This is a genomic window from Xenorhabdus sp. Sc-CR9 (assembly GCF_963897815.1).
Taxonomy (GTDB): domain Bacteria; phylum Pseudomonadota; class Gammaproteobacteria; order Enterobacterales; family Enterobacteriaceae; genus Xenorhabdus.
This window is the reverse complement of record NZ_CAWQTY010000210.1, coordinates 1-17,569: the sequence shown is the minus strand read 5'-3', so window position 1 is coordinate 17,569 and position 17,569 is coordinate 1. Positions and strand designations below refer to the sequence as shown.

The 17,569-nt window shown below is 39.9% G+C and carries 16 protein-coding genes and 2 pseudogenes; all 18 read right to left on the bottom strand.

Annotated elements, in window-relative coordinates; genetic code table 11:
* Window positions 1-209: 209 nt before the first annotated feature.
* Window positions 210-1,226, bottom strand: coding sequence for a porphobilinogen synthase (hemB, locus tag AACQ81_RS16365; RefSeq protein ID WP_237387984.1), 1,017 nt, complete (start codon window positions 1,224-1,226; stop codon window positions 210-212).
* Between the two features lie 117 nt (window positions 1,227-1,343).
* Window positions 1,344-2,135, bottom strand: coding sequence for a Sec-independent protein translocase subunit TatC (gene tatC / locus AACQ81_RS16360; RefSeq protein ID WP_237387983.1), 792 nt, complete (start codon window positions 2,133-2,135; stop codon window positions 1,344-1,346).
* Window positions 2,136-2,138: 3 nt separating this feature from the next.
* Window positions 2,139-2,606, bottom strand: a complete 468-nt coding sequence (gene tatB, locus AACQ81_RS16355; protein ID WP_237387982.1) for a Sec-independent protein translocase protein TatB — start codon at window positions 2,604-2,606, stop codon at window positions 2,139-2,141.
* Window positions 2,607-2,609: 3 nt separating this feature from the next.
* Entirely contained in the window at window positions 2,610-2,882 is a 273-nt protein-coding gene (tatA, locus tag AACQ81_RS16350) for a Sec-independent protein translocase subunit TatA (RefSeq protein WP_237387981.1), read from the bottom strand.
* 161 nt (window positions 2,883-3,043) lie between these two features.
* Window positions 3,044-4,681, bottom strand: coding sequence for a ubiquinone biosynthesis regulatory protein kinase UbiB (gene ubiB, locus AACQ81_RS16345; RefSeq protein ID WP_237387980.1), 1,638 nt, complete (start codon window positions 4,679-4,681; stop codon window positions 3,044-3,046).
* Window positions 4,668-5,351, bottom strand: a complete 684-nt coding sequence (locus AACQ81_RS16340; protein ID WP_237387979.1) for a ubiquinone biosynthesis accessory factor UbiJ — start codon at window positions 5,349-5,351, stop codon at window positions 4,668-4,670. The genes ubiB and AACQ81_RS16340 overlap by 14 nt, the downstream gene beginning before the upstream one ends.
* A 1-nt stretch (window position 5,352) precedes the next feature.
* Window positions 5,353-6,108 carry a bifunctional demethylmenaquinone methyltransferase/2-methoxy-6-polyprenyl-1,4-benzoquinol methylase UbiE gene (gene ubiE, locus AACQ81_RS16335; RefSeq protein WP_237387978.1) on the bottom strand — a complete coding sequence of 252 codons (756 nt, stop codon included), beginning with the start codon at window positions 6,106-6,108 and terminating at the stop codon, window positions 5,353-5,355.
* A 75-nt stretch (window positions 6,109-6,183) separates the two neighbouring features.
* Window positions 6,184-6,426 (bottom strand): annotated as a pseudogene (rmuC, locus tag AACQ81_RS16330) (DNA recombination protein RmuC); the annotation flags it as partial.
* Window positions 6,427-6,495: 69 nt separating this feature from the next.
* Window positions 6,496-7,059, bottom strand: coding sequence for a DedA family protein (locus AACQ81_RS16325; RefSeq protein ID WP_272903110.1), 564 nt, complete (start codon window positions 7,057-7,059; stop codon window positions 6,496-6,498).
* A 42-nt stretch (window positions 7,060-7,101) separates the two neighbouring features.
* A complete protein-coding gene (locus AACQ81_RS16320; protein WP_092551384.1) occupies window positions 7,102-7,884 on the bottom strand; it encodes a tyrosine-protein phosphatase in 783 nt (260 codons plus the stop codon).
* A 237-nt stretch (window positions 7,885-8,121) separates the two neighbouring features.
* The gene (gene udp, locus AACQ81_RS16315; RefSeq protein ID WP_237387977.1) at window positions 8,122-8,877 is read right to left on the bottom strand and encodes a uridine phosphorylase; all 756 of its coding nucleotides are present in this window, start codon (window positions 8,875-8,877) and stop codon (window positions 8,122-8,124) included.
* A gap of 252 nt (window positions 8,878-9,129) precedes the next feature.
* On the bottom strand, window positions 9,130-10,515 hold the full coding sequence (locus AACQ81_RS16310) for a GntP family permease (RefSeq protein ID WP_237387985.1): 1,386 nt from the start codon (window positions 10,513-10,515) through the stop codon (window positions 9,130-9,132).
* Between the two features lie 514 nt (window positions 10,516-11,029).
* A complete protein-coding gene (locus AACQ81_RS16305; RefSeq protein WP_237387976.1) occupies window positions 11,030-12,409 on the bottom strand; it encodes a GntP family permease in 1,380 nt (459 codons plus the stop codon).
* A 14-nt stretch (window positions 12,410-12,423) separates the two neighbouring features.
* Window positions 12,424-13,374, bottom strand: a complete 951-nt coding sequence (denD, locus tag AACQ81_RS16300; RefSeq protein WP_237387975.1) for a D-erythronate dehydrogenase — start codon at window positions 13,372-13,374, stop codon at window positions 12,424-12,426.
* 62 nt (window positions 13,375-13,436) lie between these two features.
* Window positions 13,437-14,204, bottom strand: coding sequence for a DeoR/GlpR family DNA-binding transcription regulator (locus AACQ81_RS16295; protein ID WP_237387974.1), 768 nt, complete (start codon window positions 14,202-14,204; stop codon window positions 13,437-13,439).
* Window positions 14,205-14,234: 30 nt separating this feature from the next.
* The gene (gene otnI, locus AACQ81_RS16290; RefSeq protein WP_237387973.1) at window positions 14,235-15,014 is read right to left on the bottom strand and encodes a 2-oxo-tetronate isomerase; all 780 of its coding nucleotides are present in this window, start codon (window positions 15,012-15,014) and stop codon (window positions 14,235-14,237) included.
* Window positions 15,015-15,517: 503 nt separating this feature from the next.
* Window positions 15,518-16,792, bottom strand: coding sequence for a 3-oxo-tetronate kinase (gene otnK, locus AACQ81_RS16285; RefSeq protein WP_237387972.1), 1,275 nt, complete (start codon window positions 16,790-16,792; stop codon window positions 15,518-15,520).
* A 680-nt stretch (window positions 16,793-17,472) separates the two neighbouring features.
* A pseudogene (locus tag AACQ81_RS16280) lies at window positions 17,473-17,569 on the bottom strand (IS5/IS1182 family transposase); the annotation flags it as partial.

The following is a 17,569-nucleotide window of genomic DNA, read 5'->3' as shown; positions in this document are numbered from 1 at the left end:
TATTAGCTTGAACATCTATATCGTAACGGAAAGGTGTTTTTCTTGGTATAACCCTTGGTCTCCACCCGCATAGCGGGTGGTTTTATGTTTAAGAAGCTGACGCTACTTAAACTGGCTAAAGCCATAATCAAAAAAACGGGCAGAATTGCCCGTTTTCATTTTTAGGGTACTCTAATACACAATCTTTACGGCCAAATAAACTCAGGTAATCAATATTTCTGCTCTTGCAGCCACTGCGCAGCACGTTTGGCAAAATAAGTCAGAATACCATCTGCTCCCGCCCGTTTAAAACACAACAGTGACTCCATAATCGCAGGTTGTTCCTTCAACCAACCGTTTTGAATGGCAGCCATGTGCATTGCATACTCACCGGAAACTTGATAAGCAAATGTTGGTACACCAAAAGTATCTTTTACCCGACGAATTACATCCAAATATGGCATACCTGGTTTCACCATGACGCTATCTGCACCTTCCTGCAAATCTTGTGCGATTTCCTGCAATGCTTCATCACTGTTTGCAGGGTCCATTTGATAGGTCATTTTATTTCCACCTTTCAGATTAGAGCCAGAACCAATTGCATCTCTGAACGGGCCATAATAACAAGAGGCGTATTTAGCAGAATAAGCCATAATCTGGGTATTGATATAACCATCTATCTCAAGTTGCTCACGAACAGCACCGATACGACCATCCATCATATCACTTGGTGCAATAATTTCGGCTCCTGCTTCTGCATGGGATAATGCCTGCTTGACCAGAATATCTTTGGTAATGTCATTAATAACATAACCATCTTGATCAATGATGCCATCCTGCCCGTGAGTGGTGAATGGATCGAGCGCCACATCAGTCAGAAGCCCTAATTCAGGCACCGCATCTTTCAAAGCGCGAACAGAGCGCTGAATCAAACCATCTGGATTATAAGCTTCTTTCGCATCCAATGATTTTTTGTCTGCTTCAATGACCGGAAACAGAGACAAAACAGGAATACCCAGTCGGGCAATCTCTTCAGCTTCTTTCAGCAAAAGATCGATTGTCAGACGATACACTCCTGGCATGGAAGGTACTTCCTGGCGCTGATTAGTGCCTTCCATAACAAAAACAGGATAGATCAGGTCATTGACGGTAAGTTGATTCTCAGCAATCAAGCGGCGGGAAAAATCATGGCGGCGCACACGGCGCATACGACGACCAGGGAATGCTCCTGGAAATACATAGCTCATACTGCTCTCCTAATATAAAACTCAGCAACAATACACTGAGTTAATAGCCATCGCCCTTTACTAATGATATCAATATCATCAATCAGTTAGCGATAAACACAAATAGCCTAAACCGGATTATTTTTTTAGATCATCACTGATATCATGCTCTGGTTCATCGTCCAGGTTGACTGATTTACCTGATTTACCTGATTTACCAATATAGAATTGAGAAAGCAATATCCCTAATTCAAATAACAAATACATAGGAATAGCCAGCAAAGTTTGCGAGAAAACATCGGGTGGGGTTAACAACATACCAACCACGAACGCTCCTACCAAGATATAAGGGCGTTTTCTTTTCAGTGATTCTGGTGTTACTGCCCCACTCCAGCACAACAAAATAATGGCAATCGGTACTTCAAATGAAATACCAAAAGCCATAAATAACGCCATGACAAAGCTCAGGTAATTACTGATATCTGTCGAGATCACAACACCGATTGGCACTGTTTTAATAAAGAAACCAAACGCAATGGGAAAAACCACAAAATAAGCGAATGCCATTCCTATATAAAACAATAAACTGCTGGAAAATAGTAAAGGCATAATCAGACGACGCTCATGCTTATACAACGCCGGTGCAACAAATGCCCATACTTGATAAAGGATCATCGGTGCCGAAACAAAAATAGACACCATAATGGTCAGTTTTATTGGTATAAAGAAAGGTGAAGCAACATCCGTCGCAATCATATTTGCACCTTCAGGCAATTGTTCCATCAAAGGTGCAGCAATAAGACGATAAATGTCATTGGAAAAGTAAACCAATGCCAAAAAAACCACCAGTACAGTAATTAAGCTATTTAAAATCCGCTTACGTAGCTCAATCAGGTGGCTGATAAGAGGTTGGGTATTATCCACAGACATGTTTTAGTGTTTGCCCTTTGCTTGTTCAGGAGATCCATTTTGTTGCTGCTTTAGCGTTGGCACTGATTGCTCAGAATCCAGCGGTTCTGGAAGCGGAAGTTTTACAGCCGGCGGAGAAACAGAAGAGTGAAAATGTGTTTCATCTTCCTCCAGTTCCTTAACTTCATCCGGCTTTAGCTGATAAGTGTTTTTCAACGATTCAGCCGCTTCTCTCAGTTCCTCCATTGATGCCTTCAATTCTGGAGACAACGACTGCATATCTGCTTTTTCTTCCATTTTTTTTAGGCTATCCTGAAGCTCTTGCAATTTCAGTTCTTGGGCTAGTTCATTCTGGACATTGGCCGCCAAAGAACGCAATGCACGTATCCACCCAACCACTGTTTTAACTGCAATAGGCAAACGTTCTGGCCCCAGAACAACCAAGCCAATAATCATCACCAACAGTAGTTCACTAAAACCAATGTCAAACACAGTTTATACCTGCTCTTTATTCTTGCTCTCTGATTTTTCAGATTGTGCAACAGTAGGCTTTTCAGCGATATTTTTGGTTTCGAAATCGGCATCATGGCTATTTTTTTCAGCCTGATTCAGTTTTTCACTTTTCTCATCATCATCGCTAATTGCCTTTTTGAAGCCTTTGATTGCAGCTCCCAAATCTGAACCCAAAGTACGCAGCTTATTAGTACCGAACAGCAATACGACAATGACAGCAATAATGAGCAATTGCCAAATACTTATTCCACCCATACTGATTTACCTCTATTCATCGAAACACCACTAATAATTCCATTATAAACGACAAACTTTATGTTCGAAAATAACGCAATCATACCAAATGTAGTGACAAAGAAACCTTATACGTACTTTTAACCTTTGATGAGGTTTAGGTTTCATTCATATTTTAATTATTACTGACGTTTGCTTAATTTACGCCACCCCAATATCCACGATACAATTCCGGTACCCATCAATCCCCATGACAAATGTTCCTGCCCTGTGATAAAAAACAGGCTGCCGCAAATAAACAATGTTGCCCCAATCCCCAGTAAATAAAGCGATTTACGCTGTTTAACCTGCTGGTTTTTGAACTGTTGTGATATTTGGTCAATACTCACCTGTAAACGTCGGTGTTGCTGAAGTGTGCCATACACCAATTCAGGAAGTTCCGGTAATTTCTCCACCCAATAGGGGGCTTTTTCTTTAAAAGCACGAAAAATGGCTGGCATTCCGACCTGACTATGCACCCAATCTTCCAAAAACGGTTTTGCTGTTTTCCATAAATCAAGTTGGGGATAAAGCTGGCGTCCCAACCCTTCAACATACAATAGTGTTTTTTGCAGCAAGACCAATTGAGGCTGAATAGCCATATTAAAACGGCGGGCGGTATTAAAGAGATTCAATAAAACATGCCCAAATGAGATCTCAGCCAGCGGCTTTTCAAAAATCGGCTCACACACAGTACGAATAGCGAATTCGAAATCTTCCACATTAGTATCAGCAGGAATCCAACCGGAATCAACATGCAGCTCAGCCACCCGACGATAATCACGATTGAAGAAAGCAATGAAGTTTTCCGCCAGATAGCGTTTATCGTCTTTATTCAAAGAACCCACTATACCGTAATCAATACCGATATAAGTCGGATCTTCCGGATTTTCATAACTGACAAAGATATTACCCGGGTGCATATCAGCATGAAAAAAGCTATCGCGAAATACTTGGGTGAAAAATACCTGAACACCGCGCTCAGCCAATAATTTCATATTCGTGTTCTGTGCCTTCAAAGCCGTAACATCAGACACAGGAATGCCGTAAATTCGCTCCATGACCAATACATTTTCCCGACAATAATCAGGATAAACTTCCGGCACATAAAGCATCGAGCTATCTTCAAAGTTCCGACGCAATTGAATCGCATTTGCGGCTTCACGCAACAAATTCAACTCATCAAGCAAAGTTTTCTCGTATTCACGCACGACTTCACGTGGCCTAAGACGACGACCATCAGGTAACAAAGGCACTAAGTTTGCCAAACGATACATTAACCGTATATCCGCTTTGATAACAGGCAGGATATCTGGGCGAATGACTTTCAGAACGACTTCTTTGCCATTATCTTTCAAACGGGCGGTATGTACCTGAGCAATGGATGCTGAAGCCAATGGTTTCGAGTCAAAATTCTCAAACCACGTTTCCAGAGAACCTTCTAATGCAGTTTCAATTGATTTTCGTGCCACCTCACCATCAAAGGAAACTACCCGATCTTGCAACATCGATAGTTGATCAGCAATCGCGATAGGAAACAAATCCCGGCGAGTAGAGAGCATTTGACCAAACTTGATCCATACTGGGCCTAGTTCTTGCAACGCCAAACGCAGACGCTCACCAAGTGGTTTGTCCTTGTGCTGATTGGATATCCAAAACAGGAAATAGCGCCCGAAACGCAAAGGCCATGTCAGACGAATATTAGGAATAAGTTCGTCCAGACCATAAGAAAGAAAAACCCTGATGATAAAGTAAAGCCGTTTGATTTCACTGGGAGTCATATTTTCCCTCCAATGCTGCCAACCGTTTTTCCATTTGAGTCAACTCATTGGCAACAGCATTGACCTCTTCACTGAAATAAGCCATTTCCAACGCACTTGGGGACATTTTCCATTCTTCTGTCAATGATTCAGTGAAATAAGCCTTCTTCCTTACAACTGTATTACTGGCAAACTTAATACCTTTCTTCATCATCCGGCTGATCCCTTCTGAGACAATATCACCAAGATAGGGAGAAAGGTAATGGGCGGGGTCCCACTCAGACATATCCAACAATGCTGCCCATTGTTGAATAACCTGCATATCTCCCTCAATGACAATTTCTCCACTGTTAATCAGCGCTGAAAGACATTGGCGATCCCGCAATTTAAGTATTGCCGGTATTGTCGCTTTCATTGAGCAATCCGTAGATTCCGGCCATTGACTCAAAACATCCACTTGTTTTTCACTAAATATCAGCACTAATGGTGCTTCAATTTCTTTCAATTCGATAGACAGTGTTTTTCCCACCAATCTCAAACGGGCGGGCCTTAATACGGCTTCACGGTACAATAGATGATTTAGAGTCGTTTCCAGAAAGGCTGTCAGAATCGGAAACAACACCTTATCCTTCGATACCACTGAGTTTGGTACCTCAGAATTCACACTATGGCTTGATGAGGGTGTTTCCATTTCAGAATTTGAATCCTTTATGCAGTGCAACGATCCCTCCTGTCATATTGCTATAAGAAACTTGATCAAAACCCGCTTCTTCCATCATGCCTTTTAACGTTTCCTGATCAGGGTGCATACGAATAGATTCAGTCAGATAACGGTAGCTATCCGCATCTTTGACAATCAATTGACCAATTCGAGGTAAAATATGGAATGAATACGCATCATAAACCTTGCTCAATGGTGCCAGAACAGGTTTGGAGAATTCCAGAACCAATAAGCGTCCGCCTGGTTTAAGCACTCGATACATTGAACGCAGCGCTTTTTCTTTATCTGTGACATTACGCAAACCAAAAGAGATGGTAATACAGTCAAAATAATTATCCGGGAAAGGTAACACTTCTGCATTGGCCTGAACATAATTGACATTGCCCACGATGCCGATATCACGTAATTTTTCGCGCCCGACTTTCAACATTGAGTCGTTAATGTCTGCTAAAACGATCTGGCCTTGCTCACCTACAATACGGGAAAATTTTGCCGTCAGATCGCCAGTACCGCCAGCCAGATCAAGAACCTTATGACCTCGGCGGACACCACTTGCCTCAATAGTGAAACGCTTCCAGATACGATGAATACCAAATGACATCAAATCATTCATCAAGTCATATTTTACGGCTACAGAATGAAATACCTCTGCCACCATCTCTTTTTTTTCTTCTTTGGCTACGGTGCGGAAACCAAAATCAGTGGTTTCTTTTGATTGATCTGCCATGTTAATTGTCCGCTTTTTATTCAAAAAAATTTATAGCAAGTGTATCAGCCTTTCGGATAAAACCCTATCCAGACTTCACTCATTAACCTGCAATGATTGGAAAGATTTCTCAATCAACTGCGAATCAATAGGACGCTTCACATCTACACCTAAATCACGAAATCCTTCGGCTTGGCTAACCAGATTACCTCGTCCCTCGACCAGTTTTTTCATTGCAAAATTGTAACTTGCTTGTGCTTTATTGAGGCTCTGCCCCAGCCCTTGCATATCATCCACAAACAACCGCATTTTGTCATACATTCTGGCGGCTTTATCAGCGTTTTGTTCAAAAATACAATTAGCAAGCTTTGGCTATTTGCAAAGCGGCTCGCAATTACTCCATCTGCTTTATCCCATCCATTCAGTCAGCCAGTGCAGACCAAATGCTCCCGGCGCTAAAATACCGAATGCCCAGATTAATGCAGATGTAAAATTAGCAAGCTGAAAATGACGTTGAGGCATGGCACAAATACCCGCCACCAACGGCACCGCTGCCCTTAGAGGGCCAAAGAACCGCCCAATGAACACTCCCCAAACTCCCCAACGTTCAAAAAATTGATGGCCGCGAATCAACGTTTGAGGATGACGAGAAAGTGGCCACATTTTGCCGACATTTTCTTTGTAGCGGAAACCAAACCAGTAAGAAAGCCAATCACCAAAAAAGGCCCCCGCAGCTGCGGCTATCCATATTGGCCAGAAATTCAATCCACTTTCACCAATCAAAGCCCCCAATCCCAACAAAATAATTGTTGCTGGCAACAGTAAGGAAATAAATGCGAGTGATTCACCAAATGCAAGAAGGAAAATAATGGGAATCGCCCAAATTTCATGGGCTTTTACAAAGTTGGTGATCAATTCAATGATTTCATGCAGGTTCACATTAGTCTTTCCTGTGTTATCAGTGTCTGCCATAGGTTAGCCCTGTACTACCAAACCAATGCTAACCTAGCATTTTTATTCAAGAAAATAGGCTTGTAGCTTTTCACGGGCAGCAATATCAAGCCCGATATCTTTTTCCAGCCAAATATCCACACTGCCATAATGTTGATTAATACTATTCAGGGCTTTCAGCAAAAACTCTTCTCTGACCGAATAAACATAAGCAAATTTTTCAACTATATTTTCACTCATGCTTTTTGCGTGTTCATTCAATAAATAGTCTCGATATGGAGCCAGCGTGACATTAGTCAGCAAATAATCCTCCATCACCGTATCCAAATCCGCACCCAATGCCAATAAGACCAACGCAGAGCCGACCCCCGTTCTATCCTTACCGACCGCACAGTGTTGTACAATCCCGCCTTTTTCTGGTTGCAGCAATAATGTGGCTAGTGTTTTATAAGCTGGGTTATTGAGCGGTAGTAATTCATACAGACGTGACATAAATACTTTCGCATCGAATTGTTCCAGTATCTCCTTATCCAGTTTATCCAGATTAGCATCTACTTCTTTAGAAAGCGGATTAGCCGGAGCGTGATGGTAATGTGCGCCATGCCATACCTGATCAGGTTTATCCATAATCTCACTGCTATCACGATAATCGATGATCTGAAAAAGGTTTTGATCCACTAAAATAGCCTGATCGTTTTCTGTCAGTCTGTCCAATGAACCGGAACGAAATAATAGCCCTGACTTGATCTTAGCGCCATTATTCAGCGTCTTGTTGCCTAAATCACGAAAGTTAATGCCGCCATTCAACGGAAGAAGTGAAGGATGGAGTAGAAATGTTGTGGTCATAATTACTCTTGTCAATGTAATAAATAATGTTTTAAAAACAGGTGGTTATTGATATTACTGGATTAGATTAATAGTTATTGGCGCACAACAGCCATTACGCAAATAATCATTAATACAAATAATCATTAATGCAAAACATTATGACATTATCAGATTTTAGAATGAAAGAAAGAGAAGATCGCACAAACGGCAGGGCCGGAATATTCCGGCCCTTAACAGAATCACTTGATAAAAGTATTACAGCAAGCGGCGAGCAGCTTCGACAACAATCCCCAAGGCATTGCTTTCTGTTTTCTTCAATAATTCAGCATCCGGTATTTCTTGTTGAGTACGATTAACAATAACACCTGCTACCATACCAGCACGCAGCCCTTGGCTTGCACACATTGTCAGCAATGTTGCTGATTCCATCTCAAAGTTCATTACACCCATTTCCTGCCACTCTTTCATGGAACCCTGGAAGCGACGGATAATACGGCCTGAATAAGTATCGTAACGCTCCTGCCCTGGGTAGAAGGTATCAGAAGAAGCCGTCACACCAACATGAGTTGTAGTACCGGATGATTTTGCTGCTTCATACAGAGCATTTGTACACTCAAAATCAGCCACGGCTGGGAATTCCATTGGAGCAAAATGCAAGCTGGCACCATCTAAACGGACTGCGGCAGTTGTCACCAATACATCCCCTACATTGATGTGTGGCTGGATTGCTCCAGTCGTACCGATACGCAAGAAAGTACGCACGCCCAACTGGGCAAGTTCTTCCACCGCAATCGACGTTGAAGGGCCGCCGATACCCGTAGAGCAGACAATAACGGCTTTTCCGTCTATTTCTGCACGCCATGTTGTAAATTCACGATGAGAGGCCAGATGTACTGGGTTACCCATCAATCGTGCTATTTTTTCAACACGGTTAGGATCGCCTGGCACAATTGCCAGAGTCGCACCTTGCAGATCGCTTTTAGTGATACCTAAGTGAAATACATCAGACATATCGGACTCCTCAACGGACATGATTCAAAATATGGATACCTAAATTTAGTCAATACTCTGACATTTTTTAGTGATTAAAATCACTTTTAATTGATAAAGATAAGAAACACATACATATATTTGTGATAAAAATCACAAATAAAAAAGAAAATAATGTGGTGAGTATAATGCGGCAATGAAAACAATGTTCGAAGAACAATCACAAAGTCAGAAAAGAGAAAAAACGCCCTTTACAGAGCGCTATTGCATGGATTACATCACAAGATTGAGAAGCAATACACCACACAGCCCAATCCCCCACGCAATTGTGGTAGGAATTGACCAGACGATAATCTGTTGCCTCACATTTTTAATGCCCATCATCCGGTTAACCACCCAGAAAAAACAATCATTGAAGTAGCTGAAAAACAGTGTTCCCATCACCGCAGCCTGAGCCGCTACCAACATATTAATGTCCGGTATCTGCTTGATAACTGGTGCTGAAATAGAAGCTGCGGTAATCATTGCTACCGTGCCAGAACCTTGGATTATGCGGATTAGTGTCGCAATGATAAATGGAATCAAGACTGGTGTTATTGGCAGGCCGGCAATATATTGCGCCAATATCGTCCCCGTCGAACTTTCATTTAACACAGCCCCCAATGCGCCTCCAGCCCCTGACACCAACAAAATAATACCTACAGTCTTTAACCCTTCCTCTAAATGTTCAATCACTTCGTGTTTGCTGGCTTTTGGAATGAGCGTATAAATAGCCAATAAGACACTGATTGCCAGCGCGATAATTGGTGAACCAAGGAACCCAACAATCTGAAAATAGAAATCGTTTTCTTTCCCGGCAAAGACATCGGTTTTCAATAGCAAGCCATTAATTACGCCGGCCAAAATAAGAACAATAGGCACAACAATAGGCAAAAGAGACAGAAATAAGCTCGGTAGTGATTTGTTAGATTTTTCTTCCATATAACGTTGATGAACTTGTTGCAAATTTTCTGCATTTTCTTCTGTATCATCAAGCTGGTATTCAGGATATTTAGTCTCCAACCACTTTGCATAGCAGGTAATGCCTATAACACATGGAACGGCCAGTATCATACCTGCCAGCATCATTGAGCCTATACTCACTCCGAATATCCCTGCCACACCAAGCGGTCCCGGGGTCGGGGGAACAATGTGGTGAGTCACTACCAGCCCTCCCGCCAGTGATACCCCCAGCGTTAATACATTGCGTTTACCTTTCTTTGCTAATGCTTTCACCAGCGGATAGAGGATCATAAAAGCCGAATTAACAAATATAGGGATACTGACAATATAACCGGTGATCGCCAGTGCCCATTCTTCACGCCGTTTACCCAGCCATTTTATCAAGCTATAAGCGATCCGTTCAGTTGCGCCGGACACTTCCAATATCCGGCCCATCATGCTCCCTAACCCAATTACAATGCCGATACTCCCTAATGTTGAACCAAATCCTTTGGTGATCACTTCTATAGCATTGCTCATAGTTAAGCCGCCAGAAGTCCCAGCAATTATCGCAGCAATCAACATGGCAAGCAGTACATGAATACGAGTGCGCAAGACCAGAAAAATCAGCGTAAATACCGCCACTCCCAATCCAATAATTGGAATGTAAAACTCCATCATAAAACCCCATTTCAATCTGTATTATTGGCGATAAATGCACGAATGACATCGCTGAAAGGATAACTGCTGGCCTAGAAGATTTAAACCACCAGTAATGATAATTCTCATCTAAAATCTCTTTTATTAATCCCTGAGAATTATTTTTTATTGTTCTTATTCATTAACAATTTTTTCAGTCTGATTTCTGAAAACACTACTTTTCTCTAAAAAATTTCCGTTCAAATCTATTTAGAAACGATTTTTCATCATGGAACGTTTACCGAGGTTTTCACAGAAAGTTATTCGGAAATAACAGGAAATAAAAGAGGTAATCAAGATATGAGACTACAATCAATTAAAACCAAATTGACAGAGGGCAAAATAACCGAAAGACAAACATTGCTAAGTAAGTTCAGATAAATTTATCTATTTAAGATGGACACACTAAAAATCAATATGACAACTCACCCTAGTACAATTGATAATTTGCCACATGGAGTGTCCATCTCATCAGAGAAAATTTGATTAAAATTTACATAATAAGATTGAGAAGCAGTACACTACACAATCCAATTACCCATGCAATTGTTGTCGGTATAGACCAAATAATCATTTGCTGTTTTGCATCTTTAATACCCATCATTCGGTTAATTATCCAGAAAAAACTATCATTGAAATAGCTGAAAAACAGCGCTCCTAACGTTGCAGCCTGAGCCGCCAGCAGCATGTTAATTTCTGGTATCTGACTGATTACAGGTGCGGAGATAGAAGCTGCTGTTATCATTGCTACTGTACCAGAACCCTGAATTAAACGTACTAACGTCGCAATTATGAACGGAATTAAAATAGGTGTTATTGGTAAGTTAGCAATTTGTTGTGCCAGAAGAGTTCCCGTTCCGCTTTCATGTAATACCGCTCCCAATGCACCACCTGCGCCAGTAACTAATAGAATAATACCAGCTGTTTGTAACCCAGTTTCCAAATGTTCAATTACTTCGTGTTTACTCACTTTTGGCATTAGAGTATAAACAGCCAACAATACACTAACCGCTAATGCGATAATCGGTGAACCCAAAAAATCAAAGATCTGAAAATAGAAATCGTTTTCTTTCCCGGCAAATACATCAGTTTTCAATAGAATATTATTGATTGCTTTAATCAAGATCAAAAAAATCGGGACAATTATGGGTAATAGAGAAAGAAATAAGCTCGGCAGTGGTTTATTAACTTTGCCTTCCATATAACACTGATGAATATACTCCAAGTTTTCTTTATTTTCATCAATGTGCTGATATTCAGGATATTTAATTGCTAACAATTTTGCATAAAAAACAATACCAATCACGCATGGTACAGCCAGTACCATACCCACCAGCATCATTGCACCGATATCCACACCAAAGATACTAGCTACACCGAGTGGTCCTGGAGTTGGAGGAACAACGTGATGAGTTACTATCAATCCTCCTGCCAATGCAACGCCTAATGTCAATATATTTCGGTTACCTTTCTTTCCTAACACCTTAACTAAAGGATAGAGAAGTACAAAAGCTGTATCAACAAATATGGGAATACTGACAATATAACCCGTAATTGCCAATGCCCACTCTTCACGTTTTTTACCTAACCATTTAATGAAGCTATAAGCAATTTGTTCAGCAGCGCCAGAAATTTCTAATATCCGTCCCATCATGATTCCAAGTCCAATCACGATTCCAATACTACCTAATGTAGAACCAAATCCTTTAGTAATTACTTCAACGGTATTAGAAATAGACAAGCCACCTGTGACTCCAGCGATTACAGCTGCAATGAGCATAGCAACTAGTGCATGAATGCGAGTGCGTAAAACCAGAAAGATAAGAGTAAATACTGATACACCTAATCCAATGATTGGAATATAAAATGCCATAACCAAACCCTATTTCACTGTAATTCATTGGCTATAAATGTACGAATGGAATCGCTGAACGAATGATCGGCACTAAATCCTAATTCAAGACTACGGCTGATATCAATATTTCTAGGCCAACTTGCCACTATTTGATTGATATTTTCGTCCGATTCAAAGCGAATAAGATCTACTACTTCTTGACCTGCTACTTCCTTCAGTGCATCAAGCATATCTTTAACCGTAACACTGATTCCTGGCAGATTCACAATACGCGAAAGCCCCAAGTTTTCTGCAGGTATCTGAGCCACATGAATAAGATTACGAATAACTGTTTCAGGGCTAGAAATCCACAAAGATAAATTACAAGAAACAGGACAGGAACAGCTTTCTCCGTGTAATGGCTCACGAATAATCCCACTGGCAAATGAAGAAGCTGCTTTATTGGGTTTACCTGGACGGACGCTAATAGTTGGTAAGCGAAGGACTCGACCATCGACATATCCTTTACGGGAGTAGTCGTTAATAATCAATTCACACATTGCTTTTTGTGTGCCATATGAGGATTGAGGGTTAACAGCCCAGTTATCTGTTACTATCTCCGGCAACTCTCCCCCAAATACCGCCAATGAACTAGTAAAAATAAATTGCATTGATGGTTTTTTATTGCGGATGGCTTCTAATAAGCTACGCGTCACATCAAAATTGATTTCCATCCCTAAATCAAAATTCTGTTCAGCATGATTACTGACAATAGCAGCTAAGTGAAATAGAACATCGCAGTCTATATCGATCAGCTTTTTAACCGCGCCTTCCTGTGCCAGATCCAGCATTAAACAGTATACCCGCGGATCAGGGATAGGAGAAATTGGGCACTCAACATCAACCAACACTAACTGGTCAAAAAGCAATCCATTATTTTTAAGCAGAGCAGAAGCCAACTGCTGACCTAAGAAACCTGCTCCGCCAGTAATTATTACTTTCATGTAAAATTCTCCATTAATAGCCTTTTAAGGTTATTCTTGTATATGAATATTTTTTTAGATATTTATATATTGACAATATGTAGTTTTAAATTTAATTCCTCTAATTGTTGTTGAACTGATATTGATAATTGTCCATCACATACAATGTCATTCAAATTTGAGAGAGGAAAAATACGAAACATGCCATATTTACCATACTTACTACTATCGGAAACCAATACTTTCCTACGTGAAATTTCCAATAATGCCTGTTTAACTAAAACTTTTTCCTCATGGGGAGTAGAAATTCCATGCTCAAGATCCCATGAGCTAGTACTGATAAACGCAATATCGACATTCAAGGCACTCAGTGCCATAGCAGCACTCTTCCCAACACAGGAGTAATTCCGTTTATCTACCTGCCCTCCAGTATGAAACAAACTCAGTTGTGATTTATTTATTAAATACTGAGTAATCGAAAAATCATTAGTAATGATCGTCAAGTTAAAACGTTCTGCTAATACCTGAGCAATCTCAAATGTCGTAGTTCCTGCATCCAGATATACCACCTGCCCATCTTCAACCAATGAAGCAGCATATTTACCAATTACTCGTTTATGACGATAATGAAGAAGCGCTTTTTCACTCCATGGTAATTCTTGCCGTAACGCATCATTTAACTTGATCCCACCAGAGATACTTATAACCTTTCCTTCTTCTTCCAAAATACGAATATCACGCCGCACGGTCATATGTGAAACGTTCATTAATTCAACTAATGTTCTAATCGAAACTGTCAGATGTTCATGTAAGTGTCGATAAATAAAATCTCTGCGCTCTGGAGGACTCATTACCACTCCTGATACATTATTACCGTACAATCATGATTGAGCTTTTACCAACCAGCCAAGCCCTTCTTCCGTATAGCCTACCGGATGATATTCACATCCGAACCATCCTTTATACCCCATTTCATCCAACTTCTTAAATAACCAGAAATAATTGACTTCACCACTATCTGGTTCATGCCGATCAGGTACTGAAGCTATCTGAATATGACTAAATTTCCCCCACAGCCGTTCTATCGTCCGCAATAAATCACCTTCCATAATCTGGCAATGGTAAATATCCAACTGAATAAAGACATTTTCTCGATTAATAGCCTTTAACAACGATTCAGCCTGATTTTGTGTTGTCAAAAAATAGTCTGGTATATCTCTAATATTAATTGGTTCAATTAATACATTAATACCATGCTCAGCCATCACATCCGCTGCGTACCGAATATTTGTGATATAACATTCACGTTGCTGTTCCTGAGTAAACTGTTTATCCAACTTTCCAGCCATCACATGAACTTGCTTACAATTCAATGCTAAAGCATATTCCAGAGCCTTATGAACCCCGTTGATAAAAGCTTTTTCTCGTCCAGGTAAACAAGCTATTCCCCTATCACCCGAATTCCAATCTCCGGCAGGCATATTAAACAGCACTTGTGTTAACTGATGTTTCTGCAATACTTCAACAAGTACTTCTATTGATTCTTCATAAGGAAATAAGTATTCAACACCTTTAAAGCCTGCATTAGCTGCCCTTTCAAAACGCTCAATAAAAGGGGCATCATTAAACATCACACTCAGGTTTGCTGCAAATTTAGCCATAAAAATTCCTTATTATTTGGGATAACTCACCTCCCATTCCCGTGATTTTTGCGGCTTCGTTTAGGTAAATAAGGCCGTGCGATAAGAACATAGATAGAGTCAAGAAAAATATTTCAAGTCTTCTGAGTTGAAAAAGACTTATCGTAATGTTTTATTTCCAGCAACCGAATCATGATATTCAAATAAAATAGCATTATATTTTGTGGAAGATTTCTCAATTTTTTTAGGCAACACGATCTTTACAAAATAGGAAATACTTTACCATCGGTAAACGCCCTATTCGTATAATCTAATATGACAGGATAGGAAAATAATTATTAGTATCAGGACATAAAAATATGTATGAAATGGTTTGCAATTCATTGAAATACATGATAATGAGTTAAGTAAATACAATTAAAATAGTTTCAATGTGGTATAACGTCTTATCTCCCTATTGTCATAAATTAAATAATCATTCATATAATTTTCTATGGTTATTTATATTACACATAGAACAATCTTCATTTATGAAACATGTTTAGGGCATGCTGGAAGAAATTCCTACTTCCAAAATTGCCTGATTTCAACGCCAACCAATAATCAGTATGCAAACAATGTACCCAAGGTACACCCGGTGCAATAGGCGCCCCAATACTGAGTTGTTGAATACCCAAACTCTGTACAACTCGAGAAGAAGTTTCTCCACCCGCGACGATAAAAGTATTGAATCCATTTCGACTCAATTTACTAACGACCTCAGCAAACACCTGTTCCACTGCGTTACTGGCTTTTGTTGCTCCATACCGCTGCTGGATCATTTCCAATGATTTAGGGGGCTGTGTGGCATATAACATTGGAGCAAAAACATCTGTAGATTTCTGAATAACCCAATCAATTAACTGATTAGAATACTCAGGATTGTTAATACATTCCCCTATATTCAATAACATGGAAGGTGCTATTTTTTTATATTCCATCACCTGCTGATTCGTCATAACAGAACAGCTTCCTGAAAGGATAATAGCCCTTCTTCCTCTGGACGGAGGAGTATTTCCAATAGTTGATGCTGCCAAAGCCTGCCCTGAATGATGACTAGCAAGTGCCGCACCAAGCCCCGAACCTCCAGTTACCAAAAACATATCTGATGCTGCTTGAGCAATTGGTAATAAATCCTCCATCGTCAAAACATCAACTACAGCATATCGAATACCACGTTGACGTAATAACTCCAATTGACAACGAATAGCCTGCTTTCCTTGATGAATATATTTCAGTTCAACTAACCCCGCCATTCCTTTTGATTGCTGTTCCATCAGCCGCAATAAGTTGGCATCTTTCATTGGGGTAATAGGGTGGTTTTGCATCCCACTCTCATTCAACAATTGCCCATTAACAAATAAGTGACCAAATACTACTGTTCGCCCATTAACAGGGAGTGCTGGACAGATCAAACTGATATCAGTTTGAAGCTCATCCATCAAAGCATCCGTAACTGGGCCAATATTTCCTTCCGATGTAGAATCAAAGGTTGAACAATATTTGAAAAACAGCTGCTGACAACTTGCCTTGTGCAGTAACCATTGACAAGCTTTCAAAGCTTGAGTAACTGCCTCATCAGCAGAGCAAGAACGAATTTTAAGACTAATAACAACGGCATCTATATCATATGGAACAAAAGTATTCTCATTGGGTATACCCAATAATTGAGTGACTTTCCAACCGCTTTGTACCATAAAACTGGCGATATCTGTTGCACCAGTAAAATCATCAGCAATTACACCCAGTTTAATGGCCATACCTTTACCTCTCAAAAAGTAATATATTCGTTATCATACAACTCTGTTCTATTTCTTCGTTACTATCTACAAAAAATAACTAATGCTTAATTTTACCAATTGAGATTTAATCGATTATGTTATTAACTTAAATATAAGAATCTTGCGATTACAGCTAAAGCCGAATTGAAATATTTACATACAATTTAAGGGAACTCGACACCATAATTGACTACTAACGCTTTTATGGCCTTTCAGAGCTCCCTAAATTAGTAACTCAAACATGTTGTATGGTATTTATACAAATACTAATAACAAGAATGCATCTATTTCTTGCACCTACTAAGCATATTTCATTGCCTCTGCCAATTTTAGTTTTTCACAAGTTTTAACATTCAAGTAAAAACAATGGATTGGAGTACCCCCTCCTATTAAATACTAGGTAATTTATCTCTTTCAGCCCTATAATTGCTATTTTTATGTTGAACTATTAATAATATTCCCTGGTATTGCGTGACAATTTGTTACCTTTTTAATCTTCACATATATACATTCACAAAAAAATGATAAACATCACATTCATAGTTTATATTTCCCGACACACAACAAACATAACACATTGATTTAAATAAATTTAAAAATAAAAATAAGAAAGAACCTATTTCACATACTAGAGCGTGTTGACCTTTGTTGTACATGTTTCAATCGACCCACATAGGGAGCCACATGATTGAAAATGCCAAAGCAACGAGACTTTCATAATTTCTTGCTAATTTGTCATACCGAGTAGCTACTGCT

Excerpts from the sequence above, each read along its gene's own strand:
- AACQ81_RS16295 (WP_237387974.1), bottom strand. The coding sequence starts at position 14,204 with ATGAGTCCTCCAGAGCGCAGAGATTTTATTTATCGACACTTACATGAA.
- AACQ81_RS16320 (WP_092551384.1), bottom strand. The coding sequence starts at position 7,884 with ATGACCACAACATTTCTACTCCATCCTTCACTTCTTCCGTTGAATGGC.
- AACQ81_RS16325 (WP_272903110.1), bottom strand. The coding sequence starts at position 7,059 with ATGGCAGACACTGATAACACAGGAAAGACTAATGTGAACCTGCATGAA.
- otnI (WP_237387973.1), bottom strand. The coding sequence starts at position 15,014 with ATGGCTAAATTTGCAGCAAACCTGAGTGTGATGTTTAATGATGCCCCT.
- ubiE (WP_237387978.1), bottom strand. The coding sequence starts at position 6,108 with ATGGCAGATCAATCAAAAGAAACCACTGATTTTGGTTTCCGCACCGTA.
- otnK (WP_237387972.1), bottom strand. The coding sequence starts at position 16,792 with ATGGCCATTAAACTGGGTGTAATTGCTGATGATTTTACTGGTGCAACA.
- udp (WP_237387977.1), bottom strand. The coding sequence starts at position 8,877 with ATGTCTGATGTATTTCACTTAGGTATCACTAAAAGCGATCTGCAAGGT.
- hemB (WP_237387984.1), bottom strand. The coding sequence starts at position 1,226 with ATGAGCTATGTATTTCCAGGAGCATTCCCTGGTCGTCGTATGCGCCGT.
- tatC (WP_237387983.1), bottom strand. The coding sequence starts at position 2,135 with ATGTCTGTGGATAATACCCAACCTCTTATCAGCCACCTGATTGAGCTA.
- AACQ81_RS16340 (WP_237387979.1), bottom strand. The coding sequence starts at position 5,351 with ATGGAAACACCCTCATCAAGCCATAGTGTGAATTCTGAGGTACCAAAC.
- AACQ81_RS16305 (WP_237387976.1), bottom strand. The coding sequence starts at position 12,409 with ATGGCATTTTATATTCCAATCATTGGATTAGGTGTATCAGTATTTACT.
- denD (WP_237387975.1), bottom strand. The coding sequence starts at position 13,374 with ATGAAAGTAATAATTACTGGCGGAGCAGGTTTCTTAGGTCAGCAGTTG.
- tatA (WP_237387981.1), bottom strand. The coding sequence starts at position 2,882 with ATGGGTGGAATAAGTATTTGGCAATTGCTCATTATTGCTGTCATTGTC.
- ubiB (WP_237387980.1), bottom strand. The coding sequence starts at position 4,681 with ATGACTCCCAGTGAAATCAAACGGCTTTACTTTATCATCAGGGTTTTT.
- AACQ81_RS16310 (WP_237387985.1), bottom strand. The coding sequence starts at position 10,515 with ATGGAGTTTTACATTCCAATTATTGGATTGGGAGTGGCGGTATTTACG.